Origin of the sequence: Bradyrhizobium sp. 87, from assembly GCF_023073015.1 — a bacterium.
GTDB lineage: Bacteria > Pseudomonadota > Alphaproteobacteria > Rhizobiales > Xanthobacteraceae > Bradyrhizobium > Bradyrhizobium canariense_D.
This window is the reverse complement of the sequence record NZ_JADPIQ010000090.1, coordinates 496,897-518,819: the sequence shown is the minus strand read 5'-3', so window position 1 is coordinate 518,819 and position 21,923 is coordinate 496,897. Positions and strand designations below refer to the sequence as shown.

Annotated in this window: 23 protein-coding genes; 17 read left to right on the top strand and 6 right to left on the bottom strand. The window is 63.4% G+C overall.

Annotated elements, in window-relative coordinates; all coding sequences use genetic code 11:
- Window positions 1-54 precede the first annotated feature (54 nt).
- Window positions 55-1,203, top strand: a complete 1,149-nt coding sequence (locus IVB50_RS25230; protein WP_018459302.1) for a mechanosensitive ion channel domain-containing protein — start codon at window positions 55-57, stop codon at window positions 1,201-1,203.
- A gap of 87 nt (window positions 1,204-1,290) precedes the next feature.
- Here IVB50_RS25230 and IVB50_RS25225 read toward each other — a convergent pair whose 3' ends face one another.
- Window positions 1,291-2,268, bottom strand: coding sequence for a tripartite tricarboxylate transporter substrate binding protein (locus IVB50_RS25225; protein WP_247297598.1), 978 nt, complete (start codon window positions 2,266-2,268; stop codon window positions 1,291-1,293).
- A 105-nt stretch (window positions 2,269-2,373) separates the two neighbouring features.
- Here IVB50_RS25225 and IVB50_RS25220 point away from each other — a divergent pair, with 105 nt between their 5' ends.
- From IVB50_RS25220 to IVB50_RS25190, 7 genes are read left to right on the top strand one after another with little or no spacing between them, the layout of a single operon-like run.
- Window positions 2,374-3,081: a TetR family transcriptional regulator gene (locus IVB50_RS25220; RefSeq protein ID WP_085385611.1), complete on the top strand. Its 708-nt coding sequence runs from the start codon at window positions 2,374-2,376 to the stop codon at window positions 3,079-3,081.
- A 29-nt stretch (window positions 3,082-3,110) separates the two neighbouring features.
- Complete coding sequence (locus tag IVB50_RS25215; RefSeq protein WP_247297685.1) at window positions 3,111-3,995, top strand: amidohydrolase family protein; 885 nt, start codon at window positions 3,111-3,113, stop codon at window positions 3,993-3,995.
- Window positions 3,992-5,293 (top strand): C4-dicarboxylate transporter DctA, encoded by a 1,302-nt coding sequence (gene dctA / locus IVB50_RS25210; protein ID WP_247297595.1) that lies wholly within the window; start codon window positions 3,992-3,994, stop codon window positions 5,291-5,293. Before IVB50_RS25215 ends, dctA begins: the two co-directional genes overlap by 4 nt.
- Window positions 5,294-5,332: 39 nt before the next feature.
- Window positions 5,333-6,046 (top strand): PIG-L deacetylase family protein, encoded by a 714-nt coding sequence (locus IVB50_RS25205; protein ID WP_204510920.1) that lies wholly within the window; start codon window positions 5,333-5,335, stop codon window positions 6,044-6,046.
- Complete coding sequence (locus IVB50_RS25200; protein ID WP_204510921.1) at window positions 6,043-6,726, top strand: 4-carboxy-4-hydroxy-2-oxoadipate aldolase/oxaloacetate decarboxylase; 684 nt, start codon at window positions 6,043-6,045, stop codon at window positions 6,724-6,726. The genes IVB50_RS25205 and IVB50_RS25200 overlap by 4 nt, the downstream gene beginning before the upstream one ends.
- Window positions 6,727-6,747: 21 nt before the next feature.
- Entirely contained in the window at window positions 6,748-7,617 is an 870-nt protein-coding gene (locus tag IVB50_RS25195; protein WP_085395883.1) for an ABC transporter substrate-binding protein, read from the top strand.
- Window positions 7,617-8,540: an NAD(P)-dependent oxidoreductase gene (locus tag IVB50_RS25190; protein ID WP_247297593.1), complete on the top strand. Its 924-nt coding sequence runs from the start codon at window positions 7,617-7,619 to the stop codon at window positions 8,538-8,540. The genes IVB50_RS25195 and IVB50_RS25190 overlap by 1 nt, the downstream gene beginning before the upstream one ends.
- A gap of 12 nt (window positions 8,541-8,552) precedes the next feature.
- Here the strand turns inward: IVB50_RS25190 and IVB50_RS25185 are convergent, their stop codons facing one another.
- Both IVB50_RS25185 and IVB50_RS25180 read right to left on the bottom strand, forming a co-directional pair.
- Complete coding sequence (locus tag IVB50_RS25185; protein ID WP_204510923.1) at window positions 8,553-8,864, bottom strand: hypothetical protein; 312 nt, start codon at window positions 8,862-8,864, stop codon at window positions 8,553-8,555.
- A gap of 213 nt (window positions 8,865-9,077) precedes the next feature.
- The gene (locus IVB50_RS25180; protein WP_247297591.1) at window positions 9,078-10,319 is read right to left on the bottom strand and encodes an amidohydrolase family protein; all 1,242 of its coding nucleotides are present in this window, start codon (window positions 10,317-10,319) and stop codon (window positions 9,078-9,080) included.
- 143 nt (window positions 10,320-10,462) lie between these two features.
- Between IVB50_RS25180 and IVB50_RS25175 the strand changes: the two genes are divergently transcribed.
- A complete protein-coding gene (locus IVB50_RS25175; protein WP_018459291.1) occupies window positions 10,463-10,882 on the top strand; it encodes a nuclear transport factor 2 family protein in 420 nt (139 codons plus the stop codon).
- A 178-nt stretch (window positions 10,883-11,060) separates the two neighbouring features.
- Window positions 11,061-11,969, top strand: coding sequence for an amino acid ABC transporter substrate-binding protein (locus IVB50_RS25170; protein WP_085352769.1), 909 nt, complete (start codon window positions 11,061-11,063; stop codon window positions 11,967-11,969).
- 211 nt (window positions 11,970-12,180) lie between these two features.
- On the opposite strand, the gene IVB50_RS25165 is transcribed toward IVB50_RS25170, so the two are convergent.
- Together IVB50_RS25165 and IVB50_RS25160 are read right to left on the bottom strand one after the other, a co-directional pair.
- Window positions 12,181-13,392 (bottom strand): acyl-CoA dehydrogenase family protein, encoded by a 1,212-nt coding sequence (locus tag IVB50_RS25165; RefSeq protein ID WP_247297590.1) that lies wholly within the window; start codon window positions 13,390-13,392, stop codon window positions 12,181-12,183.
- A 43-nt stretch (window positions 13,393-13,435) separates the two neighbouring features.
- Window positions 13,436-15,061 carry a long-chain fatty acid--CoA ligase gene (locus tag IVB50_RS25160; RefSeq protein ID WP_085396000.1) on the bottom strand — a complete coding sequence of 542 codons (1,626 nt, stop codon included), beginning with the start codon at window positions 15,059-15,061 and terminating at the stop codon, window positions 13,436-13,438.
- 178 nt (window positions 15,062-15,239) lie between these two features.
- On the opposite strand from IVB50_RS25160, the gene IVB50_RS25155 reads away from it, so the two are divergent.
- The 4 genes from IVB50_RS25155 (at window position 15,240) to IVB50_RS25140 (ending at window position 18,797) form a co-directional block, all read left to right on the top strand.
- A complete protein-coding gene (locus tag IVB50_RS25155; RefSeq protein WP_247297588.1) occupies window positions 15,240-17,093 on the top strand; it encodes an NAD(P)/FAD-dependent oxidoreductase in 1,854 nt (617 codons plus the stop codon).
- A gap of 38 nt (window positions 17,094-17,131) precedes the next feature.
- Entirely contained in the window at window positions 17,132-17,944 is an 813-nt protein-coding gene (locus IVB50_RS25150) for a lytic murein transglycosylase (RefSeq protein WP_247297586.1), read from the top strand.
- A 196-nt stretch (window positions 17,945-18,140) separates the two neighbouring features.
- A complete protein-coding gene (locus IVB50_RS25145) occupies window positions 18,141-18,362 on the top strand; it encodes a hypothetical protein (protein WP_085352772.1) in 222 nt (73 codons plus the stop codon).
- Between the two features lie 12 nt (window positions 18,363-18,374).
- Window positions 18,375-18,797 (top strand): hypothetical protein, encoded by a 423-nt coding sequence (locus IVB50_RS25140; protein ID WP_018459285.1) that lies wholly within the window; start codon window positions 18,375-18,377, stop codon window positions 18,795-18,797.
- Window positions 18,798-18,896: 99 nt separating this feature from the next.
- On the opposite strand, the gene IVB50_RS25135 is transcribed toward IVB50_RS25140, so the two are convergent.
- Window positions 18,897-19,169, bottom strand: coding sequence for a hypothetical protein (locus IVB50_RS25135; RefSeq protein ID WP_247297584.1), 273 nt, complete (start codon window positions 19,167-19,169; stop codon window positions 18,897-18,899).
- Here IVB50_RS25135 and IVB50_RS25130 point away from each other — a divergent pair.
- The 3 genes from IVB50_RS25130 to IVB50_RS25120 all read left to right on the top strand — a co-directional run bounded on the left by IVB50_RS25130 (window position 19,168) and on the right by IVB50_RS25120 (window position 21,698).
- Window positions 19,168-19,614, top strand: a complete 447-nt coding sequence (locus tag IVB50_RS25130) for a MaoC family dehydratase (protein WP_247297582.1) — start codon at window positions 19,168-19,170, stop codon at window positions 19,612-19,614. The genes IVB50_RS25135 and IVB50_RS25130 overlap by 2 nt on opposite strands.
- A 93-nt stretch (window positions 19,615-19,707) precedes the next feature.
- A complete protein-coding gene (locus IVB50_RS25125) occupies window positions 19,708-20,220 on the top strand; it encodes a hypothetical protein (RefSeq protein ID WP_247297580.1) in 513 nt (170 codons plus the stop codon).
- 320 nt (window positions 20,221-20,540) lie between these two features.
- Window positions 20,541-21,698, top strand: a complete 1,158-nt coding sequence (locus tag IVB50_RS25120; RefSeq protein ID WP_247297578.1) for a LuxR C-terminal-related transcriptional regulator — start codon at window positions 20,541-20,543, stop codon at window positions 21,696-21,698.
- Window positions 21,699-21,923: the final 225 nt, after the last annotated feature.

Genomic DNA, 21,923 nt, shown 5'->3' with positions numbered 1-21,923 from the left:
CGAACGACGCTGAAACGCGTTGAACGCAAGCGCGGATGCAATGCGGGGACATTAATGGATTGGCAGACCCTTTTGGCCGACATCGACAGGATGTTCGGGTGGATCCCGTCGTGGTTCGTCGGCCTCACTCTAGTCTTGGGCGCGATCCTGATCGCCCTGTCGATCTATCGCCTTTCGGTTTGGCTGTTCAACCGCGCCTTCGGAACCCGCCTCCCGCTCGTGAGCGTGTTCATCGCCCGCACCGCGGGCCCAACTCAGCTGGCCCTCAGTCTTGCCGCCGTAGCGTTGGTGCTGCCGCTCGCGCCGCTGGACGACGCCTTCCGCACGCCGCTGACGCGCCTGTTCGTCGTCGCCTTCATTGCGCTGATCGGCTGGATCTCGATCCGGATCGTGGATATGAGCGCGGCACGGTATCTCCAGAACTTTCGCGACGTCACCGAGAATTTTGTCGCGCGCAAGCACGTCACCCAGGTCCGCGTCTTCAAGCGCGTCACCGATATCATCATCGTCATCATCACGGTGTCGACCGCGCTGATGACATTCGACTCGGTCAGGCAATACGGCGTCAGCCTGTTCGCCTCCGCCGGTGCCGCCGGTATCATCGTTGGTCTTGCCGCCCGGCCGCTGCTGAGCAATCTGATCGCGGGCATGCAGATCGCAATCACCCAGCCGATCCGCATCGAGGATGCCGTCATCATCGAGAACGAGTGGGGCTGGGTCGAGGACATCGCCGCGACCTATGTGGTGATCCGGCTGTGGGACTGGCGCCGCATGGTGGTGCCGCTGTCTTATTTCATCGAAAAGCCATTCCAGAACTGGACCCGCGACACTGCGTCCCTGATCGGCGTGATTGCGTTTCATGTCGATTATCGTGCCGACGTGCCGCGGATCCGGCGCTGGCTGGAAGAAGCAGTGAAGGAGTCCAAGCTCTGGGACGGCGAGGTGGTCAATCTCCAGGTCGTTGACGCGGATGCTCGCACCATCGAGCTCCGCGCCCTCGTCAGCGCCAGGAACGCGCCGCAGTCCTGGGACCTGCGCTGCGAGATGAGGGAGAAGCTCATCGCCTTCATCCGGGACGAGATGCCGGAAGCGCTGCCGCGCGAGCGCGCGATCCTGATCCCGTCGGGAGGAGGCGACGATGACGCCGATTTCGTGCGGCGTCCCGCGCCGCCGGAGAAGATGCGGGCGAGCGCACGCAATTGACCTACTTGCGCGTCGGCCTTCGTGGCGCCGCGCAAGCCTGCCTGGCGCTGGATCGTGTCCAGCGCGCTGGTCCTCATGCGAAGCACCTCACTGCGCGCGGATGTCGGCGGCCTTCAGCACCGGCTCCCATTTGGTCGCCTCGGCATGCATGTAGGCGCCGAAATCCCTCGACGATGAGCCGACCGGGGCCGCGCCGATCTTGCCGAGCGTCGACAGTACGTTCGGGTCCTGCAACGCCGCCTTCAGATCGGTTTCGAGCTTCGCCACGATATCCGGCGGCATTTTTGCCGGGCCAAGAACGCCCCACCAGACGGAGACGTCGTAACCCGGCACACTCGACTCCGCGACGGTCGGAACATTGGGCAGCGCCTTGGAGCGTTCGGCCGAGGTCACCGCGAGCGCGCGCACCGCGCCGCCTTCGATCTGGCTGATGGCCTCCGCAAGCGGATTGATGCTGAGCGGGATGTCGCCGGCGATCACGGCAGTCAGCGCGGGGGCGCCGCCCTTGTAGGGGATCGCGACGATCTTGGTGCCGGACATGTATTTCAGCAGCTCACCGGCAAGGTGCGCCGAGGTGCCGTTGCCGGACATGCCGTAGGAGAGCTTATCCGGCTCCTTCTTCGCCGCGATGAGGAGATCACTGAGCGTCTTATAGGGGCTGTCCTTGGCCACGACGATCGCGAGCGGGGAGGAGGCGACTTCGCTGATCGCGGTGAAATCCTTGAACGTGTCATAGGGCACGCTCGGATAGATGAACTGGTTGAGTGGATGGCCGCTCGCGACGAGGATCAGCGTGTAGCCGTCGGGCGCGGCCTGCGTCAGCGCTTGGGACGCGACGATTCCGCCGGCGCCGGGACGATTGTCGATCACCGGCTGCTGGCCCCAAGTCCCGGCCAGCGCCTGAGCCAAGGTGCGCGCGAGCACGTCGACGGCGCCGCCGGCCGCATAAGGCACCAGGATGTGGACCGGCTTGCTCGGATATTTGTCGGCCTGTGCGGCGGTCCCCGCGAGCAGCAGACCGGCGCCCACCATCAGACCGCTGATGGTCTTGTTGAAACCCAGCATTTCCCAGCACTCCTTTGCACCCAGCGGCGGTCTCTCGGCCTTTCCGGGTGTCATCCATGGTTTTTGTTGACGAGACCTGATCTTTTGTACGATAGTACAAATCACATGATCCGCAACCCCGCCAGCAAGGAAACGGCCCGCAAGCCGAACATGCGCGAGGCGATCCTCGCCGCGGCCGAGGAGCTGTTCGCCACCAACGGCTTCAACGCCGTGTCGGTGCGCGATATCGCACAGGCCGCCGGCGCCAATCCCGGCAGCGTCACCTATCATTTCAAGACCAAGGACGGCCTGCTGCTGGAGATCTACCGGCGCCATTGCGGGCCAATGAATTTGCGCCGTTCCGAGCTGCTCGCGGCCGCCAAGCGCGTGCGCGATCTCCAGGACCGGCTCGAAGCGGTGGTGCGGGCCTATGTCGTGCCGGCCTTCACCTCGGGCAGTGATCTTGCCGGGGGCGGGGCGCGGTTCACGCGGCTGCGCGCGGTGATGTCCGCGGAGGGCAATGAAGTCGCGCGAAAGATCATCGCACAGACTTTTGACGACACCAGCCACGCCTTCATCGATGCTGTTCACGAAAGCCTGCCGCACGTTCCGCGCACCGATATCGTCTGGCGCAGCCACTTCCTGCTTGGCGCACTCTATTATTCGCTGGTGACGCCGGATCGCGTCTCGCGCCTGTCGCGCGGCGAGGCCGACGGCAGCGATGCCGCAAGTGCCATCGAGCAATTGGTGCAAGCCACCGTGGCCGCGTTCCAGGCGCCGGCGCTGGATCAGGCGCCAGCACGGCGACGGCCGGTCGTCAGCAGCAAGACTTGAAGACACGATCTGGTTCGGCGGTTTATCCGATGGCAATGATGTACACGCCGACCATTCCGCCGCCCGATCCGGACACGCGCACGCCGAAGTTCAGACTGCCGAACCTGTCTTGCGATGCGCATTGCCACATCTTCGGGCCCGGCGCGAAATACCCTTACGCGCCGGAGCGTTCCTACACGCCGCCGGATGCGCCGCTCGAGGATTTCCGCGCGCTGCATGCCAAGCTCGGCGTTGGACGTGCCGTCATCGTCAATGCGAGTGTGCATGGCACCGACAACACGGTGGCGCTTGACGCCATCGCGCAGAGCAACGGGGCCTATCGCGCGGTTGCCAATATCGACGACACCATCACCGAGCGCGAGCTTCGCGTGCTGCATGAGGGCGGCTTCCGCGGCTGCCGCTTCAATTTCGTCCGCCATCTCGGCGGGGTCCCGGACAAGCAGGTGTTCGACCGCATCGTCGCGCTGGTCGCACCGCTCGGCTGGCATATTGATCTGCATTTCGATGCGATCGACCTGCCTGAACATGCCGACACGCTGATAAGGCTGCCGCTGAGCTACACCATAGACCATATGGGACGGGTGAAGGCGTCCGAAGGGCTCGACCAGCTGCCGTTCAAGATCCTGGTCGAGCTGATGCAGCGCGACGAGAAATGCTGGGTCAAGATCTGCGGCTCGGAGCGGGTGTCATCGGCCGGTCCGCCGTTCACCGACGCCGTGCCGTTCGCGCGAAAAATTGTCGAGACGGCGCCCGACCGCGTCATCTGGGGCACCGATTGGCCGCATCCCAATGTCAAGGCGATGCCGAACGACGGCGATCTCGTCGACCTGATCCCGCTGTTCGCGCCGGAGCCGGAGTATCAGCAGAAGATCCTCGTCGATAATCCAGCGCGGCTGTTCGAGTTCGACCAATGACGGCGCTCGCGATCGACAAGCCGCGCGGCCGCGCCTGGTGGAAGGAGCTCTGGATCCAGGTGCTGATCGCCATGGCGGCCGGAATCGCGCTTGGGATCGTCAATCCCGAGGGGGGCGCCAGGATGCAGCCGCTTGGCGACGCCTTCATCAAGGCGATCCGGATGCTGATCGCGCCGATCATCTTCTGCACGGTGGTCCATGGCATCGCGCATATGGCCGATATGGCCCGTGTCGGGCGCGTCGCCGTCAAGGCGATCGTCTATTTCGAGATCATGACCACGATCGCGCTGATCATCGGTCTCATTGCGGTGAACTTGCTCAAGCCCGGCGTCGGCATGAACATCGATCCCGCCAGCATCAATGCCAGCGCGATCGAGCCCTATGTCAAGCAGTCGGGCGTGATCGGCTTTGTGCCGTTCCTGATAAACATTGTGCCCGCGACGTTCGTCGGCGCCTTTGCCGAGGGCAACATCCTCCAGGTGCTCTTCATCGCCGTACTGTGCGGATTTGCGCTGGTGCAGCTCGGCGAGCGCGCCGCGCCGCTGGTCTATCTCATCGACATCGCCGCGAAGATGGTATTCACCATCGTCGGATTCGTGATGTGGGCTGCGCCGATCGGCGCCTTCGGCGCCATCGCCTTCACGGTCGGCAAGTTCGGCGTCGGCTCGCTGGCCTCGCTGGGCAAGCTCCTCGGCGGCTTTTATCTCACCTGCGTGATCTTCATCATCGTGGCGCTCGGCCCGGTCGCGCGTCTGTGTGGCTTCTCGCTGCTCAAGCTGATCCGTTACATCTGGGAAGAGCTCTTGATCTGCATCGCCACGACATCGTCCGAGACGGTGCTGCCGCGGATGCTAACCAAGCTGGAGCAGGCCGGCTGCGAGCGCAGCGTCGTTGGGCTGGTGATCCCGACCGGCTATTCCTTCAATCTCGACGGCACCTGCCTCTACCTTGCCGCCGCCTCGGTGTTCCTGGCACAGGCGACCAACACGCCGTTTGGGCTCGCCGAGCAGATCGAGCTGCTTCTGATCCTGCTCGTGACCTCCAAGGGCGCGGCGGGAATCGCGGGAGCCGCCTTCGTCGTGCTGGCGGCAACCTTGTCCGCCACCGGCAGCATTCCGGTGACGAGCGTGGCGCTCGTGCTCGGCATCCACCGCCTCATGTCGCAGGGGCTGACGCCAACCAATCTGATCGGGAACGCGGTCGCGACCATCGCGATTGCCAAATGGGAAGGCGCACTCGATGGCGACCGCCTGAAGCGCGTGCTCGACGGCGAGGAATCCGCTGTCGCGACTCGATGAACCGATGACGTTGACGAACGATAGAGGGGAGTTTGTCCCATGAAAACAGGTCTCGTGATCACGGCCCATCCGGGCGATTTCGTCTGGCGTGCCGGCGGCGCCATCGCGCTGCATGCGAAGAAGGGCTATCGCATGAAGATCGTCTGCTTGTCCTTCGGCGAGCGCGGCGAGAGCCAGTTCGCCTGGAAGGAGAAGGGCGCCACGCTGGAATCGGTCAAGGCCGGTCGCAAGGACGAGGCGGAGCGGGCGGCCAAGCTGCTCGGCGCCGAGATCGAGTTCTTCGACTGCGGCGACTATCCGCTGAAGCTCGCCGAGGCGCATTTCGACCGCATGGTCGACGTCTACCGCGAGCTCAATCCGAGCTTCGTGCTGACGCACGCGCTGGAGGATCCCTATAATTTCGACCATCCGAACGCGGCGCATTTCGCGCAGGAAACCCGCGTGGTCGCGCAGGCGATGGGCCACAAGCCCGGCGCGCAGTACAAATATTCGGCCCCGCCGGTGTTTTTGTTCGAGCCGCACCAGCCGGAGCAATGCAACTACAAGCCGGACCTGCTCCTCAAGATCGACGAGGTCTGGAAGGAGAAGTACGAGTCGTTCCAGATCCTCGCCGCGCAAAAACATCTCTGGGGCTATTACGAACGTGTCGCACTCAATCGCGGCATCCAGGGCAGCCGTAACACCGGTGTGCCGATGACGTATGGCGAGGCCTATCAGCGGCTGTTTCCGACGGTTGCGGAGGAGTTGGCATGAAGCCGGTCGTCGTTCGCAACATCAAGCGTGCCGATCCCGCTGGGATGGCGGAGTACGGCGTCTCGACTGTGCACGAGGCCTATGATCGGCTCGGACTGATGAAGCCGTATCTGCGGCCGGTCTGGGCCGGCGCGGCGATCGCCGGCCCCGCCGTCACCGTGCTGGCGCAGCCCGGCGACAACTGGATGATTCATGTCGCGGTCGAGCAGTGCACGAAGGGCGACATCCTCGTCGTGGGCTGCACCACCGACAACACCGACGGCATGTTCGGCGAGCTGCTCGCAACCTCGCTGCAGGCGCGCGGCGTGCAGGGATTGATCATCGATGCCGGCTGCCGCGACGTCAGGGCACTGCACGAGATGAACTTTCCGGTGTGGTCGCGCGCGGTCTCGGCCAAGGGCACGGTGAAGGCGACGCTCGGCTCGGTCAATGTCCCCGTGGTCTGCGCCGGCGTCAACCTCGATCCCGGCGACATCATCGTGGCCGATGACGACGGCGTCGTGGCGGTGCCGAAGCGCTACGCGGCCGAGGTCGCCGAGAAGGCGAGGAAGCGCAACGCGGACGAAGGCGGCAAACGCAAGCGGCTGGCTTCGGGCGAGCTGGGCCTCGACATGTACAGCATGCGCGAGGCCTTGGCGAAGGCCGGGCTCGTCTATGTCGACAATCCCGAGGACGTCTAAAACAATCAGCGGAGTGGGCCGATGGATCGTCTCAAGCTGAAGGCCGTGCTCGGCAGTCACCCCCATGTCCAGGCGGTGAAGAGCGGCGAGCTCCGCTCCAACCGCTTCGACCTCGACTTCATCGATTACACGCCGACCAACACTGCGTTCAAACCGATGGTGCGCGAGCAAGCCTTCGACGTCTGCGAGATGGCGATCGTCACCTATCTGATGGCGAAGGCGCATGGCAAGCCCTTGGTGCTGCTGCCTGCCACAATGCTCGGCCGCTTTCAGCATTCCTACGCGCTCTATAGTTCTGCGCAGGGAACTCTCGGGCCGTCCGATCTCGAAGGCAAGCGCGTCGGCATCCGTTCGTTCACGACCACGACCGGCGCCTGGATCAGGGGCATCCTCGCCAACGACTACGGCGTCAACCTCGACAAGATCCGCTGGGTCACGTTCGAAGACCCGCATGTCGCCGAATATGTCGACACCACCGAGCGCGCGCCGAAGCACAAGAAGATCCTTCAGATGCTGCTCGACGGCGAGCTCGACGTCGTCCTTGGTGAGGCCTCGAACGATCCCAAGCTGAGGCCGCTGTTCCCCGATCCGGCCGCGGAAGCCGCCATATGGTACGCGCGCCGCGGCGTCGTGCCGGTCAACCATCTCGTGGTCGTGACCGAGCAGCTAGCGAAATCGCGTCCTGACGTAGTTTCGGGCATTTATGATCTCCTCAAGCAAAATAAGGCGCAGGCGGGGCCTGCGGCAACGCCGGACCTGGTTCCGTTCGGAATCGAAGCGAACAGAAGGTCGCTGGAGTTGATCGTCGACTACGCGTTCCAGCAGGCGCTGATCCCGCGCCGCTATGCGGTTGAGGACCTGTTCGACGCAACAACGCGAGGACTGAACTGATGGCGGGCGATCCCAAGCGATGGCAGGTCGGGCTGGTCGGTTATGGCGAGGTCGGCAGGATTCTGGCCGAGGATTTGCGCCAGCAGGACATCAAGGTCACAGCCTTTGACATCAAGCTCGCGGGCGAGCAGGGTGGTTCGCTGCACGAGCATGCTGAAAAATTCGGTGTGGGGCTCGCAGCCTCGCACGCCGAGCTGACCGCCAAGTCCGATTTCATCATCTCCGCGGTCACCGCGAGCCAGGCCGTGCCGGTGGCAAAGGCCTGCGCGGCCGCGATCAATCAGGGCACCTGGTTCCTGGATTTCAATTCGGCGTCTCCCGCCGCCAAGCAGCGCGCTGCCGCGCTGATTGATGGCGCCGCCGGACGTTATGTCGAGGGCGCGGTTATGACGTCGGTGCCGCCTTATCGCATCAAGGTGCCGCTGCTGCTCGGCGGTCCCGGGGCCAGGGAGCTGGAGCCGCTTTTGAACGGGATGGGTTTTGCGGCCAAGGTTGCGGGCGACAAGCTCGGGGTTTCATCGGCGGTGAAGATGTGTCGCAGCATCATGATCAAGGGCCTGGAGGCCATGGTGATCGAAAGCTTCACTACCGCGCGCGCCTATGGCGTCGAGGATGCGGTACTGGCTTCGCTGGCGGAAACCTTTCCCATGATCGATTGGGAGAAGCAGGGTGCTTATTGCTTCCAGCGTGTGATCGAGCATGGCCGCCGCCGCGCCGAGGAAGTACGCGAGGTCGCCGAGACCGTGCGTGAAGCGGGGCTGACGCCGTGGTCCGCGCAGGGCACCGCCGAGCGGCAGGCCTGGGTGGCGGACCTCGCCGACGAGGGCCTGTTCGGAACGAAGGGTACCAAGGAGTTCGCCCGCAACGCTGACTGGCGCACCGAGGCGGACCGAATCCTGGCGAAGATCAATCGCGAGAAATAGGGCGGCTCCTGCTCAGGACTTCGCCGTGCGAGAGCCAGTGAGTTCGTCGCGGGTGCGTTCGATCAGCGCCATCAGGTCTTCGGCCTTGCGGGCCAGCCGATCGTTCGCGACTTCGGTCCGGAATTCTGCGCGGATCGATCGAATACACTTGTCGGCGGTATCGAGCGTCAGGAGCATGCGCGTCAAGTCATCTTGGGTCCGGATGCTCACCAGATCGAGGTTTGACAGGACATGCCCGATGCCGTCGAGCCGTTTTATAGCGGCCTCGCCGGGCGTTCTCGCTCGAATGGCGTGATGGTCGATGCTGCTGAATGCGCTGAACATGTCGATGCTTCCCCGTTGAATGCAGACTTCAGTGCAGGTTCTGCTTTGAACGGCACCGCGGGACTGGCAATATGCTCAGCTATCGGCAATCAGCGCCGATCGACTATCCGGTATTCTACCGGATTCGGAACATGAGAACGATCGACGGTAACATCTAACGGAAAAAACGCGGCAATTCGCCCCGCTTCAATGCAGATATGCGTCCAGAGCGGCTCAGGAGCCGGGGCGGAACACAGTGGGCCGTTGCCGCGCAAAAGTCTGCCGGCAGCTCTTGAAGCCCATTACGACATCCGGCAGCTCGGCGACGGCGAAGCGGCTGTCTTGCGTATCGAGCACGATGAGATCGGCGGGGTTTCCGACCTTGATGCCGTAATCCCCAAGGTTCATCAGCCGCGCCGGCAGCTCGGTCACGAGATCAAGGCAGGTATCGAAGTCGTTCACCGAGGCATGCGCGACGTTGGCGTAGAAATTCGCCATTCGCAGCAGTGAGGCATCGCCGAACGGCGTGAAGGGATTGAGCACGTTGTTGGTCGCGATCGAGCACAGCACGCCGTCGGCGGCGAGCTTGTGGGCGAGCGTCAGCCCGCGTGGCGCGTTGTGGGTCGCTTCCCGCCCCATCAGGTACAGATCGGTTGCCGGCAGCACGGTGACGGCAACGCCAGCCTTGGCCAGCTGCGCGGTGGCGGCCCTCAGCCGCTCCGGTGGCAGTGCGGAGAGTTTCGTGGCGTGGCCGATTGCCACGCGCCCCCCATAGTTGCGCCGCTCGGTCTGCCGGCAGACCTCGTCGAGGTGCCACCAGGAGGGATCGAGATCGAAATCGAGATGGAGATCGACGTCCAGGTCGAACGCCTCGGCGAGGTCGAAGATGCGTGCGAGATGGGCGTTCGGGTCGGTGTCCGTGTAGGGGCAGCCGCCGATCACCTCCCCACCATCGCGCAGCGCCTGGATCAGAAGCTCCTCGCTGCCGGGATCGTTGGTGAGGCCTTCCTGCGGAAAGACACAGAGCGACAGGTCGATCGCCCAGGCATAGTCACGCTTCAGCGCCTTCACCGCCTCGAAGCCGCGCAATCCGATGCGGGGATCGATCTCGACGTGGGTTCGCATGCGCGTGGTGCCGTGGACGATAGCACGTTCGAGTACCCGGGCGCCGCGCGCGTAGACGTCCTCGACCGAGAAACCCTTCTTCATCTCGGAGACGGCGCGGATCGCTTCGGAGACGCTGCCGTGATCATGCCCGCAGCGGCCGAGCAGGCAGGCCTTGTCGAGATGGATGTGGCTGTCGACGAAGCCGGGCAGGGCGAGGCGTCCGCCGACATCGACTTCGGCGGCCTCGCAAGCGAGCGTCGGTTCGATGGCGGTGATCCGGCCGCGCGTGACGCCGATGTCCATCGGGTCGGCGGCACCACGCAGCAAGGCGTTGCGAAAGATAAGGTCAAAGGCGGATTGGGCGGTCATGGCTCTTGCGGAAGGAATTTAGTGCATTCGGCCGCGTTTGGCGGCTCCAGATTGTCGGCAGTCTAGCGACGGAAATGTTCAAAATATATGCACGTATTCCCCGAGAGCGGCGTTAGTATTCCGCAAGCCCTGGAGAATGAGCCATGTCCGCTGCCGCAAAAGCCGAAGCCGGTCCGTCGTCCGACGCCGAGATCGTGGAAGCCTATCTCACGGCGTCGATGATCCCCGATCCGGACGCCGCGGCTGCCTATATGGCGCCGGGCACGGTGATCACCTTTACCGGTGGGCGCGAGTTCGATCATCCGCGCGGCCCGACCGCTTTCAACGCCAAGCGCTACCGCTGGGTCAAGAAGAAGATGGACCGTTTCGACGTCTGCCCCGGCGACGGCGAGACCGTGGTCTATAGCGTCGGCACGCTCTACGGCGAATGGATGGATGGGTCCGCGTTCGAGGGCAACCGCTATGTCGACCGCTTCGTGGTGCGGAATGGCCAGATCACCAAGATGGACGTCTGGAACGACAGCGCCGAGCGGATCCTGGTCCAGCGCGGCATCGACGCGTAACAGCCATCCTGGCGCTTGAGCGCCCCGACTCCAGGGGGACAAAAGGCCGGTCCACCATATCGCAAGCCGCGATACCTGATAGATGCAAGCTCGTGTGGCGGCTGCCGCGCGCCTGCGCTATCAACGGTGCGATTGCTGCGCCCGGCATGGGGGCACAAGCCTCCTCGAGGAGTTCCCGATGCGTTTACCCACCGTTGTCCTGGCCCTCACATGCCTTGCAACTGCCGCCTCCGCCGAAGACCTGTCGGGTACGCTTCAGAAGGTCAAAGAGACCAAGAAGATCACGCTGGGCTACCAGGAGGCCTCGGTCCCGTTCAGCTATCTCGACGGCAACCAGAAGCCGGTCGGCTTTGCCATGGATATCTGCCTCAGGATCGTGGATGCCGTGAAGAAGCAGCTCGGTATGCCCGACATCGCCGTCGACACCCTCGCCGTGACGTCGTCGAACCGGATTCCGCTAATGGTCAACGGGACGCTCGACCTGCATTGCTCGGCGACCACCAACAATGCCGATCGCCAGAAGCAGGTCGCCTTCACCAACACGCACTTCCTCAGCGCAACGCGATTTGCGGCCAAGAAAGCCGCAAAGATCAACACCATCGACGATCTCAAGGGCAGAGCGGTGACGGCGGTGGCCGGCTCGGTCAACCTGACACAGCTCGCCAAGGTCAACACCGAGCGCAATCTGGGCATCAATGTGATGCCGGCCAAGGACCAGGCCGAAGCCTTCCTGCTGCTGGAAACCGATCGCGCCCAGGCCTACGCGCTCGACGACGTGCAGCTCGCGGTGGCGATCGCGCGCTCGAAGGAACCACAGCTCTTCATGATCAGTGAGGAGACGTTCTCGAAGCCCGAGCCTTACGGGATCATGTTGCGGCGAGAGGACGCTCCATTCAAGGCGCTCGCCGATCGCGCGACTGCGGAGCTGTACGCCAGCCAGGAGATCGAGGTCCTCTACAAGAAGTGGCTGGAATCGCCGACTCCGCCGAACGGCCTCAACTACAACGTCCCGATGTCGGGCGCCTTGCGCAACGCCTTCAAGAAGCCGAGCTCCAGCTTCGATCCCGATGTGTACGTGGTGAATTGAGTGAGGGCGCCACGGCGCTGGTTGTAATCGGGCTGCGTGTCAGCGTGCCCTCGCCCCTTGCGGGAGAGGGCAGCTCCGCTGGTTGATGCAGACTCACTGGGGTGAGGGGTTTGTCTCCGCGGAAGCAGACCCCTCATCCGGCGCTTCGCGCCACCTTCTCCCGCAAGGGGAGAAGGAAAGAGAGCGAGCCGCACGAGCGGAATGCTTCGTCCTACTCATTCGAATATTTCTTCAGCTCGAACCGCGCGATCTGGTTCCTGTGCACCTCGTCCGGCCCATCCGCAAGCCGCAGCAAGCGCGCGGTCGCATAGGCCTGGGTTAATCCGAAATCGTTCGACGTGCCGCCGCCGCCGTGGGCCTGGATCGCCCAGTCGATGATCTGGCAGGCCATGTTGGGCACGGCGACCTTGATCATCGCGATCTCCGCTTTCGCCACCTTGTTGCCGACGGTGTCCATCGCGTAGGCGGCGTTGAGCGTCAGCAGCCGCGCCTGCTCGATCATGATCCGGGCTTCTGCAATGCGTTCCTGCGTCACCGTCTGCTCGGAGACCGGCTTGCCGAAGGCGATGCGGCTGCGCACCCTCCGGCACATCTTCTCCAGCGTGCGCTCGGAGAGCCCGATCAGCCGCATGCAATGGTGGATGCGCCCCGGGCCGAGGCGTCCCTGCGCGATCTCGAAGCCGCGGCCCTCGCCGAGCAGCATGTTCTCTTTGGGCACGCGCACATCGGTGAAGACGACCTCAGAGGCACGGTCGGGCACACCATAGAAGCCGAACACGGGCAGGGGGCGCTTGACCTCGACGCCCGCAGTGTCCATCGGCACCAGGATCATGGATTGCTGCTTGTGGCGGTCAGCATTGTCGGGATCGGTCTTGCCCATGAAGATGCAGATCTTGCAGCGCGGGTCGGTCGCATTGGTGGTGTACCATTTGCGGCCGTTGATGACGTAATGGTCGCCCTCGCGAACGATCGAGCTTTCGATGTTGGTCGCATCGGAAGAGGCGACGGCAGGCTCGGTCATGGCGAAGCAGGAGCGGATTTCGCCTGCGAGCAGCGGCTTCAGCCAGCGCTCCTTGTCCTCCTTCGTGGCATAGCGCTCCAGCACCTCCATGTTGCCGGTGTCGGGCGCCGAGCAGTTGAAGACTTCGGGTGCGAGATGCGAGCGGCCCATGACCTCGCAGAGCGGGGCATATTCGAGGTTGGTCAGGCCGGCACCGTGGCCGGAGTCCGGCAGAAACAGGTTCCAGAGGCCTTCAGCGCGCGCCCGCGGCTTCAGCTCCTCGACGACCGGATAGACCTTCCACGGTCCCAGCTCCTCCGCCTCGCGATAAAAGCGCTCCTCATTGGGATAGATGTGCCGATCCATGAAACTGTCGAGCTTGCGCATGAGCTCGACGACTTTGGGGGACATCGGGTAGAGCATCTTTGGTCTCCTCGATCGACAGACAGGCCGGTGCACGATCGGCTCAAGCGACGCGATACTCCCTGAATTTCTCGCGCAGCGCCGATTTGAGCACCTTGCCGGTGCCGGTCATCGGGAATTCGTCCAGAAATTCGACGGCGTCAGGCATCCACCAGCTCGCGATTTTCGGACGCATGTGGTCGAGCAACGTCTTGCCGTCGACGGTCGCGCCCTTTTTGCGGACGACGAGGAGCAGCGGCCGCTCCTGCCATTTCTCATGGTTGATCGCGACCACGGCGGCTTGCAGCACATCGGGGTGAGACAAGGCCACGTCCTCGAGTTGGATCGAGGAGATCCATTCGCCGCCGGACTTGATCACGTCCTTGGAGCGGTCGGTCAGCGTGACGTGGCCCTGGGGGTCGATTACGGCCATGTCGCCGGTGATCAGCCAGCCGTCGCGGTCGAGGCCTTCGTCGAGTTTCATGTAGCCGGACGCAACCCACGGTCCCCGCGCGCGCAGATGGCCGACGCTCTTGCCGTCACGCGGCAGCTCGTTGCCGCCGTCGTCGACGATGCGCAAGGCGGTGCCGAAACAGGCGCGGCCGGACACCTGGCGGCGCTCGAACTTCTCCTTGTCGTCGAGATGCTCGGAGCCCGGCCGCAAGCCCGGCATCGAGCAGCCCAAGGCTTCAGTCATGCCCCAGGCCTGGACGTAGTCGATGTCATATTCGCGCTTGAGCTTCTCGACCATAGCGCGCGGCGGCGCCGAGCCCGACGACAATGTTGCACGAAGTGTCGAGAACCTGTTGCCGGTGCGCCCGAGCCAGTCGAGCAGGATCAGCCAGAAGCTCGGTACGCCCGCCGACAGCGTCACCTTCTCGCCTTCGAGCAGTTCATAAAGCTTGTCGGGCTCGTAATTGCGGCCGGGCAGCACCAGCTTCGAGCCGGTATAGGGCGCGGTGAACGGCATGTTCCAGCCGTTACCGTGGAACAGCGGCGCCATCGGCATCATCACCTCGCGCACGCCTTCCAGGTGCCCGGGCAGGAAGTCGAAATTGCAGGAGACCATGGTTTGCAGGATCGCGGCGCGGTGCGAATAGATCACGCCCTTCGGATTGCCCGTCGTGCCGGAGGTGTAGCAGATGGTGGACGCCGATTTTTCGTCGAACTCCGGCCAGGCGAAGCCGGCGTCGTTCTCGTTCTCCAGCAGCTCCTCGTAGCAATGCACGTTGGCAAGCTTGGTCTGCGGCATCCGCTCGCGCGAGCACATCACGACATAGGCTTCGATCGATGTGAGCTGCGGCGCGATCGCCTCCACGATCGGCAGCGTGGCACGGTCGATGAACAGCAGCCGGTCCTCGGCATGATTGACGATGTAGACGAGTTGTTCGGGAAACAGCCGCGGGTTGATGGTGTGCAGCACATATCCCATGCCCGGCGCGGCGTAGAACATCTCGAAATGCCGGTGCGTATTCCAGGCCAGCGTGCCGACGCGGTCACCGGACATCATGCCGAGCCTCTCGAGCGCCAACGCCATGCGCTTGATGCGCGGATGGGCGTCGGCATAGGTATAGCGATGGATGTCGCCTTCGATCTCGCGAGCGACGACCTCAGCCTCGCCGTGATAGTCGGCGGCATACTGGATCAGGCCGCTGATCAGGAGCGGCATATCCATCATCAATCCCTGCATCGTCTCCTCCGGACCGCCATGTCGCTGCATGACGTACGCTTGTGATGTGCGCTTGAGGTTAGCGGAACGCCACGCGACGTTCACGCAAAAAGCGAGAGACGCGATTGCATGCGTCACTTTTTCAGGGCTAAGTGATGCGAGCTGCCGGCGAAGCAGTGTCCGCCGGGGGAGGAAACGGATGACAGCGCAAAGACACAAGACCGGTGCAGCCGGCGAATCTACAATCGACATTGCCGCACTCCGTGCGCGCTATCGCGACGAGCGCGATCGCCGCCTGCGCGCCGAAGGCAAGGCGCAATATGTCGAAGTGACCGGCGAGTTCGGGCGCTATCTCGACGATCCCTGGGCCAATTCCGGATTTGCCCGCGAGGCCGTCAGCGAACAGACCGAGGTGCTGATCGTGGGCGGCGGCTTCGGCGGCCTTCTGTGCGGCGCGCGACTGCGCGAAGCTGGCATCGATGATTTCCGGGTCGTGGAAAAGGCAGCCGATTTCGGCGGCACCTGGTACTGGAATCGCTACCCTGGCGCGGCCTGCGATACCGAGAGCTACATCTACCTGCCGTTGCTGGAAGAGACCGGCTACATGCCGGTGCGCAAATATGCGCGAGCCCCCGAGATCTACGAGCATTCGCGCCGCATCGGCCGTCATTTCGGCCTCTATGAGCGCGCGCTGTTTCAGACCGTCATCACCCACATGGAATGGCGGGAGCAGGAGGCACGCTGGCTGGTCGAGACAGATCGCGGTGATTGCATCCGCGCGCGCTTCGTCATCCTTGCTGGCGGCCCGCTGAGCCGTCCGAAGCTGCCGGGCATTCCCGGTATCGAAAGCTTCAAGGGACACAGCTTCCACACCAGCCGCTGGGATTACGCCTACACCGGCGGCACGGCCGAAGGTGATCTTAGTGGTCTTGGCGACAAACGCGTCGGTATCATCGGCACCGGGGCCACCGCCGTGCAATGTGTGCCGCATCTCGGCCGCTCGGCCAAGGAGCTCTACGTCTTCCAGCGTACGCCGTCGGCGATCGGCGTGCGCGACGACCGCCCGACGGATCAGAGCTGGGCGCAGGGGCTCAGGCCCGGCTGGCAGCGCGAACGCATGGACAATTTCACCGCCGTGATCTCGGGCGAGCCATTCGAACAGGATCTGGTGCAGGACGGCTGGACCGGCCTGCTCGGCGAGATCCTGCTGGCGCCGCGCCGCCAGCCGCAGCCGGTGACTTCGATCGAGGAGGCGCTCAAGGTCATCGAGCAGGCCGATTATCGCAAGATGGAAGAGATCCGAGCGCGCGTCGATGCGATCGTCAAGGATGAGGCGACGGCTTCGGCGTTGAAACCCTGGTACAAGGCATTCTGCAAACGGCCGTGTTTCCACGACGAATATCTCGACACCTTCAATCGTCCCAACGTGCATCTCGTCGACACCAGGGGACAGGGCGTCGAGCGCATCACCGAGAACGCGGTCGTGGTCGACGGCAGGGCTTATGAGCTCGACTGCCTGATCTATGCCAGCGGCTTCGAGGTCGGCACCGACTACGCCCGCCGCATGGGCTTTGAGGTCTACGGCCGTGACGGCGTGAGCCTGTCGGCGCGCTGGCGCGATGGCGTCAAGACGCTGCACGGCTTCTACAGTCGCGGCTTCCCGAATTGCTTCCTGATCGTCATGGTGCAGGCCGGCCAGAGCGCCAACTTCCCGCACATCATCGACGAGCAGTCGCAGCACATCGCCTATGTGATAGCCGAGGCGCGCAAGCGCAAAGCCCGGACGCTGGAGCCGACGCTCGATGCCGAGAACGCCTGGGTCGAGGAGGTGGTCAAAGCTGCGCTCGGCCGCCAGACCTATCTCGCCGAATGCACGCCCGGCTATTACAACAATGAAGGCGTGTTCGATCCGATCGCGGCGAGAAACAGCCAGTATTGGCGCGGGCCGGTGGCATTCCTGCGGCTGCTGGACAAGTGGCGCCAGGAGGGCAATTTGGATGGACTGGAACTGTCGTATGATCACGCCATGGAGTCGGCGCCTTCGTCCGGGTAAGCTCGGGCATTGGATCACCCAGGGAGAGGACGTCGGACATGATCAGGGGCAGAACTGCGGCGGTTTTTGGGGCGATGACGCTGCTCGGCTGCCTGGCGCCCGCCGCCCACGCCGCGCAATGCGGCAGTTCGTCGGCCGGCTTCGAGGCCTGGAAGCGCGAGTTCAGCGCGGAGGCGCAGGGCAAGGGCGTCGGCCAGACTGCGCTCTCGGCGCTAATGCAGACCAATTACGCCAGTGCCACCATCGCGGCCGACCGTGGCCAGCGCAGCTTCTCGCTGACGCTCGACCAGTTCCTCGCCAAGCGCGGCGCCACCACCATCGTTGCCAAGGGTCGCCAGCTCAAGCAGTCGCAAGCCGCCTTGTTCACCTCGATCCAGCAGCGCTATGGCGTCCCGCCGGGGCCGCTGATCGCGATCTGGGGCATGGAGACCGGGTTCGGCAGCCAGCGCGGCAACCAGAACATGCTCTCTTCGATCGCGACGCTCGCCTATGACTGCCGCCGTCCCGAATTCTTCACTGAGCAGCTCTATGCGGCGCTGAAGCTGATCGATCGCGGCACGCTGTCGGGGGCAACCCGCGGCTCGATGCACGGCGAAGTCGGTCAGACCCAGTTCATGCCCAAGAACATCCTGGCCTACGGCACCGGCAATCTCGAAGTTGCCGCCAATGCGCTGAACTCGACGGCGAATTTCCTCAAGGCCCATGGCTGGCGTGCAGGAGCGGGTTACCAGCCGGGCGAGCCGAATTTCGCTGCCATCGAAGCCTGGAATGCCGCCGGCGTTTATCAGAAAGCGATCGCCCTGATGGGACGGCAGATCGACGAGGGCGGAGGTACGGCCGCCTCGCGCTGACCAGAGCCGCGTTTCGAAGGGGCTCAAGCTTCTTGGTTTTGGCGCGTTTGCTTTATGCGAACCGGCATCCACTTCGCTTGAGAACGCTCCTGCTCAGCAAGGCGTGATGCGCCGGCAAGAGAAAGTTGTTGCCAACTGGAACCGACGGCACGAGGTTTGCTTTGATCGAACAGGGCTGGGCATGAGGAGACTCAACATGGCAACCCAGATCGTGATGGACCAGACTGGCGACACGCGCCACGAGTTTGATCCTGGCAATGCCGAAGCGCTGGCGCGAGCCGAGCGGCGCTTTCGGGAGCTGACCGGAGCGGGCTTCACCGCCGCGCTGCGAACCGGACCTGGCGAAGTCACCCGGATCCGATCGTTTGACTCGACCGCGCAGGAAACGCTGTTCTATCCCCGCCTGGTTGGCGGTTGATCTGAGCTGCTCATGATCGCGGCAGTTTGGCTCCGTGGGCCGGCGCGTGCGCGTCTGCATGCGCTCCGCGAACTCTATCGGCGCTTTTTCGGCGAGAACACGCCGGATGCTCGCGGTCGCCGGCTCCTGGCCGAATGGCTGTCACCGGCGCAGCGCGCCCAATTCGAGCAGCACCGGTATTTCGATGTCGTCGGCGGCGATACCGGCAAGACCTATCGCATCCATTATGGCACCGCCGCCAACGTCCATGAGATCGACGAGGCCGGAAATGCGACGATGGGGTGGTGCTTCGTCCCGTCAGGCTTTCTCGTTCCCGGCGACGTGATGCTCGCACAGAAGATCGCGCTCGAAACCGACGAAAGGGGAGCTCTCGCGCTCGCCAACAGGTTTCCGCCAGCGACGCATTCGGAGCACTTCTACCGCCGGCCGTTCTAGGGCGTGGCTATCAGTAATGGGTGGAGCGATAGGCATCCACCGCGTGCGCTGCAAAAACGCCGACGCTGCAAAGCGCGAGCAAGGCTGAGATCAGCTCGATCATAACTCGTCCTCCTGCGGCGGCAGGGAGACGAGGTGCTGACAGCAGGAATAATCCCAGATCAGGTTGAGGAAGAATTGCATGGTGGCCGTCCCTGTATGCTTTTGACAACGAGATAACCGACCATCTGTTTCAGGCGTGTTTCGTCGCATCTGGAAACGGGTTTCTTGGGGAACCCCGGGCTGGTTTGTGCGCTGCGGAGCCGCTACATCCCGCTCTTGCTCAATCCCATTAGCCGCGAGGCGGCGCATCACGTTGCGAGGCGAAATCATGGCGCAGGTCGAGTGGTTCGACGATCTCACCATTGGAATGCAGTTCAAATCCCCCGAAGTTCACGTCACCGAGGCCGACATCAAGCGGTTCGCGGCCGAGTTCGATCCGCAGCCGATGCATCTCGACCACGAAGCCGCCAAGCAGACCCTGTTCAGGGGTCTCGCTGCCTCGGGATGGCACACCGCCGCGATTGCCATGAGCCTCGCGATCCAGACCCGCCCGTTCGGCCCGCATCCGTTGATCGGCGCCGGCGTCGACGGGCTGCGCTGGACCATCCCGGTACGGCCCGATGACCGCCTGCATCTGGTCGGGGAGGTCATGAGCCTGACGCCGTCGAAGTCGAAGCCGCAGGGTATCGCACTGGTGAAATGGACCATGTTCAACCAGAACGGCGAGGAGGTTTACACCTTCACCCCGATCGCGATCGTGCCCCGGCGGGAGTAGGGCAGGGTCGGCGCCCTACGCAACCGCCTGAAGCCCTTGCGGGTCACCGGCAGAGGTGGTCATCTCGGTCCGGGGAACACGCTGGAGGCTGACATGAAACGACCTCTTCTCGCCGCCGGGCTGCTGGCCGGCGCCTTGAGTGCCGTCGCTTTGACCGCAAGACCGGTGCAGGCGCAACAATCCAAGGTCGGCGACTGGACCATCGAAAAGCGTACGCAGGACGCGCATTGCAATGCGAGCCGCGGCTACAAGGACAAGGAAGACGAGAACCGGGACTACGTCATCGTCGTCACCTATTCCGAGAAAGCTATCGTCATCGTCATGATCTATGACGGCTGGGAGTGGGACAAGGTGGGCGAGATCCTCCGGGCCGATGTCGGCACCGATGACGCCGATATCATGAAGAAGGCCAAGTGGGAGGTCATGGACAAGACCACCGTTCGCGGCATCTTCGAATACGATCAGTCCATGATGGACCGGCTGTCCAGGGCCAAGCGTCTCTCGCTCGATTTCGAGGACGATGACGACGACAGCATCGAGATGCAGGTGCCGCGTGCCGGTGAAGCGCTGGCGGCATTGAAATTCTGCGAGGAGAATCGCAAGTAAATTGCCGGAGCCGAATGCGAGGCCGGCGGGATCGGTGGCGACAGGGTTCTGCGGTGCGCGCGCTGCCTGACGCATCGCACGCGTGACTCATCGCATACAGTCCGCGCGCTGTTCGCATTTATCCTAGTCTTTGGCGAAAACGTCCAAGCCGCATCCTGCGGTTGACGTTACGCAAGGACGATGTTCGATATTCCAGCATTTCGTTGCAACGTTTTCTCCCCGTCGAAGGCGGCCATTGAACGGCCCGTCTCCTTCGCCAGTCCCCGGATCGCGATCTTTCTCGCGCGCCCGAGCCATACGCAGATTGCGTCGTCCGGCCGATGACAATCCTCCACGCAAATCGATTCTCGTCCCTTGTCGGCGAGATCTACGACGCCGCGGTCGATCCCGCGCTGCGCAGCGGGGTGCTGGAACAGGTTTCGCATTTCGTCGGCGGATGTGCCGCGACCATCCTGTCCAGGGACAGAGCCAGGCTCTCGATCGAGATCCACGAGCATTTTGGCACCGAATCCCGCTTCCGCCAGCTTTATCGCGACCGATATGTGGAGCTGGACCCTCTGCTCGATCGCCATTTTACGCTCGTGGCGGAGCAGACGATCGGCGTAGCCGACATCATGCCTCAGGCGGATTTCCTGGCAACGAGCTTCTATCGCGAGTGGGTGGAACCGCAAGGAGCGATAGACCTTGCAACCGTTGCACTCGAGAAGTCGGACACGCGCACCACAATCCTGCAGGTGTTGCGCCACCGGTCGCGCGGAATGGTTGACGAGCCGATGCGTGAGCGCATGCGGCTGCTGGCGCCGCACCTTCAGCGCTCCAGGATCATGGGCCGACAGATCAGGGCACGCTCGCATACCGTGGACGACCTTGCCGAGGTCTTGGATGGGCTGAGCACGGCGATCTGCCTGCTCGACGCAGATGGTCGGGTCGTCCATGCCAACGCAGCATGCCGCGGGCTGTTCGCCGATGCCAGCCTGCTCGCAATGGTCGGCGACCGGATCGTGGCCCGCAACACCCAGACCGACAAAATATTCCGCGGCCTGAGCGAAATCGATGCAGGCAACGAAACTCGTTCCGCCGCCCGCCGTCAGATCGAGCTTGCGACATCAGTCGATGGACAGCATTATCTGCTCCACGCCTTTCCCTTGAAGCGCTATCGCACTCCATCGCGAGATGCTGCAGCCACGGTGCTGTTCGTTCAGAAGGCATCGGCGGCGACATGGCTCGCGGCTGATGCGATTGCGGCGGCCTTCAGGCTGACACCGTCCGAACTGCGTGTTTTAATGGCCATTATCGAGATTGGCGGTGTCCCCGACATTGCGGCAAAGCTCGGCATCGCCGAGACGACGGTGAAGACGCATCTCGGGCGCCTGTTCGAGAAGACCGGCGCCGGCAGGCAGGCCGACCTAGTCAAGATCGCCACCGGCTTTGCCGTTCCATTCGCGCATCGAACGAATGGCGGTGACGACGCCGTGTGATCCATTTCACAAGGCTCGCCGATACGTGCCGCGATCTCAATGCATTGTGATGAGCCGAGCTCCCGTGTCCTCCGAATGCAGGACGCGAGTCATTTGATACTTTCGTATATCGCGATCCAGAAAAGTGAAGAGCAGCAAGCGCCACGAAGAGATGCGACGACGGCGTCAAACGCGAGTGTGAGGAAACGACAGCGCACGGCCGGACCTGCTCGTCGGTTGGAGGAT

Excerpts from the sequence above, each read along its gene's own strand:
- IVB50_RS25215 (WP_247297685.1), top strand. The coding sequence starts at position 3,111 with ATGGCAATGATGTACACGCCGACCATTCCGCCGCCCGATCCGGACACG.
- IVB50_RS25185 (WP_204510923.1), bottom strand. The coding sequence starts at position 8,864 with ATGTTCAGCGCATTCAGCAGCATCGACCATCACGCCATTCGAGCGAGA.
- IVB50_RS25135 (WP_247297584.1), bottom strand. The coding sequence starts at position 19,169 with ATGATTTCGCCTCGCAACGTGATGCGCCGCCTCGCGGCTAATGGGATT.
- IVB50_RS25175 (WP_018459291.1), top strand. The coding sequence starts at position 10,463 with ATGTCCGCTGCCGCAAAAGCCGAAGCCGGTCCGTCGTCCGACGCCGAG.
- IVB50_RS25230 (WP_018459302.1), top strand. The coding sequence starts at position 55 with ATGGATTGGCAGACCCTTTTGGCCGACATCGACAGGATGTTCGGGTGG.
- dctA (WP_247297595.1), top strand. The coding sequence starts at position 3,992 with ATGACGGCGCTCGCGATCGACAAGCCGCGCGGCCGCGCCTGGTGGAAG.
- IVB50_RS25145 (WP_085352772.1), top strand. The coding sequence starts at position 18,141 with ATGGCAACCCAGATCGTGATGGACCAGACTGGCGACACGCGCCACGAG.
- IVB50_RS25140 (WP_018459285.1), top strand. The coding sequence starts at position 18,375 with ATGATCGCGGCAGTTTGGCTCCGTGGGCCGGCGCGTGCGCGTCTGCAT.
- IVB50_RS25120 (WP_247297578.1), top strand. The coding sequence starts at position 20,541 with ATGACAATCCTCCACGCAAATCGATTCTCGTCCCTTGTCGGCGAGATC.
- IVB50_RS25195 (WP_085395883.1), top strand. The coding sequence starts at position 6,748 with ATGGATCGTCTCAAGCTGAAGGCCGTGCTCGGCAGTCACCCCCATGTC.
- IVB50_RS25180 (WP_247297591.1), bottom strand. The coding sequence starts at position 10,319 with ATGACCGCCCAATCCGCCTTTGACCTTATCTTTCGCAACGCCTTGCTG.
- IVB50_RS25205 (WP_204510920.1), top strand. The coding sequence starts at position 5,333 with ATGAAAACAGGTCTCGTGATCACGGCCCATCCGGGCGATTTCGTCTGG.
- IVB50_RS25200 (WP_204510921.1), top strand. The coding sequence starts at position 6,043 with ATGAAGCCGGTCGTCGTTCGCAACATCAAGCGTGCCGATCCCGCTGGG.
- IVB50_RS25160 (WP_085396000.1), bottom strand. The coding sequence starts at position 15,061 with ATGCAGGGATTGATGATGGATATGCCGCTCCTGATCAGCGGCCTGATC.
- IVB50_RS25165 (WP_247297590.1), bottom strand. The coding sequence starts at position 13,392 with ATGCTCTACCCGATGTCCCCCAAAGTCGTCGAGCTCATGCGCAAGCTC.
- IVB50_RS25150 (WP_247297586.1), top strand. The coding sequence starts at position 17,132 with ATGATCAGGGGCAGAACTGCGGCGGTTTTTGGGGCGATGACGCTGCTC.
- IVB50_RS25225 (WP_247297598.1), bottom strand. The coding sequence starts at position 2,268 with ATGCTGGGTTTCAACAAGACCATCAGCGGTCTGATGGTGGGCGCCGGT.
- IVB50_RS25125 (WP_247297580.1), top strand. The coding sequence starts at position 19,708 with ATGAAACGACCTCTTCTCGCCGCCGGGCTGCTGGCCGGCGCCTTGAGT.
- IVB50_RS25130 (WP_247297582.1), top strand. The coding sequence starts at position 19,168 with ATGGCGCAGGTCGAGTGGTTCGACGATCTCACCATTGGAATGCAGTTC.
- IVB50_RS25155 (WP_247297588.1), top strand. The coding sequence starts at position 15,240 with ATGACAGCGCAAAGACACAAGACCGGTGCAGCCGGCGAATCTACAATC.
- IVB50_RS25190 (WP_247297593.1), top strand. The coding sequence starts at position 7,617 with ATGGCGGGCGATCCCAAGCGATGGCAGGTCGGGCTGGTCGGTTATGGC.
- IVB50_RS25170 (WP_085352769.1), top strand. The coding sequence starts at position 11,061 with ATGCGTTTACCCACCGTTGTCCTGGCCCTCACATGCCTTGCAACTGCC.
- IVB50_RS25220 (WP_085385611.1), top strand. The coding sequence starts at position 2,374 with ATGATCCGCAACCCCGCCAGCAAGGAAACGGCCCGCAAGCCGAACATG.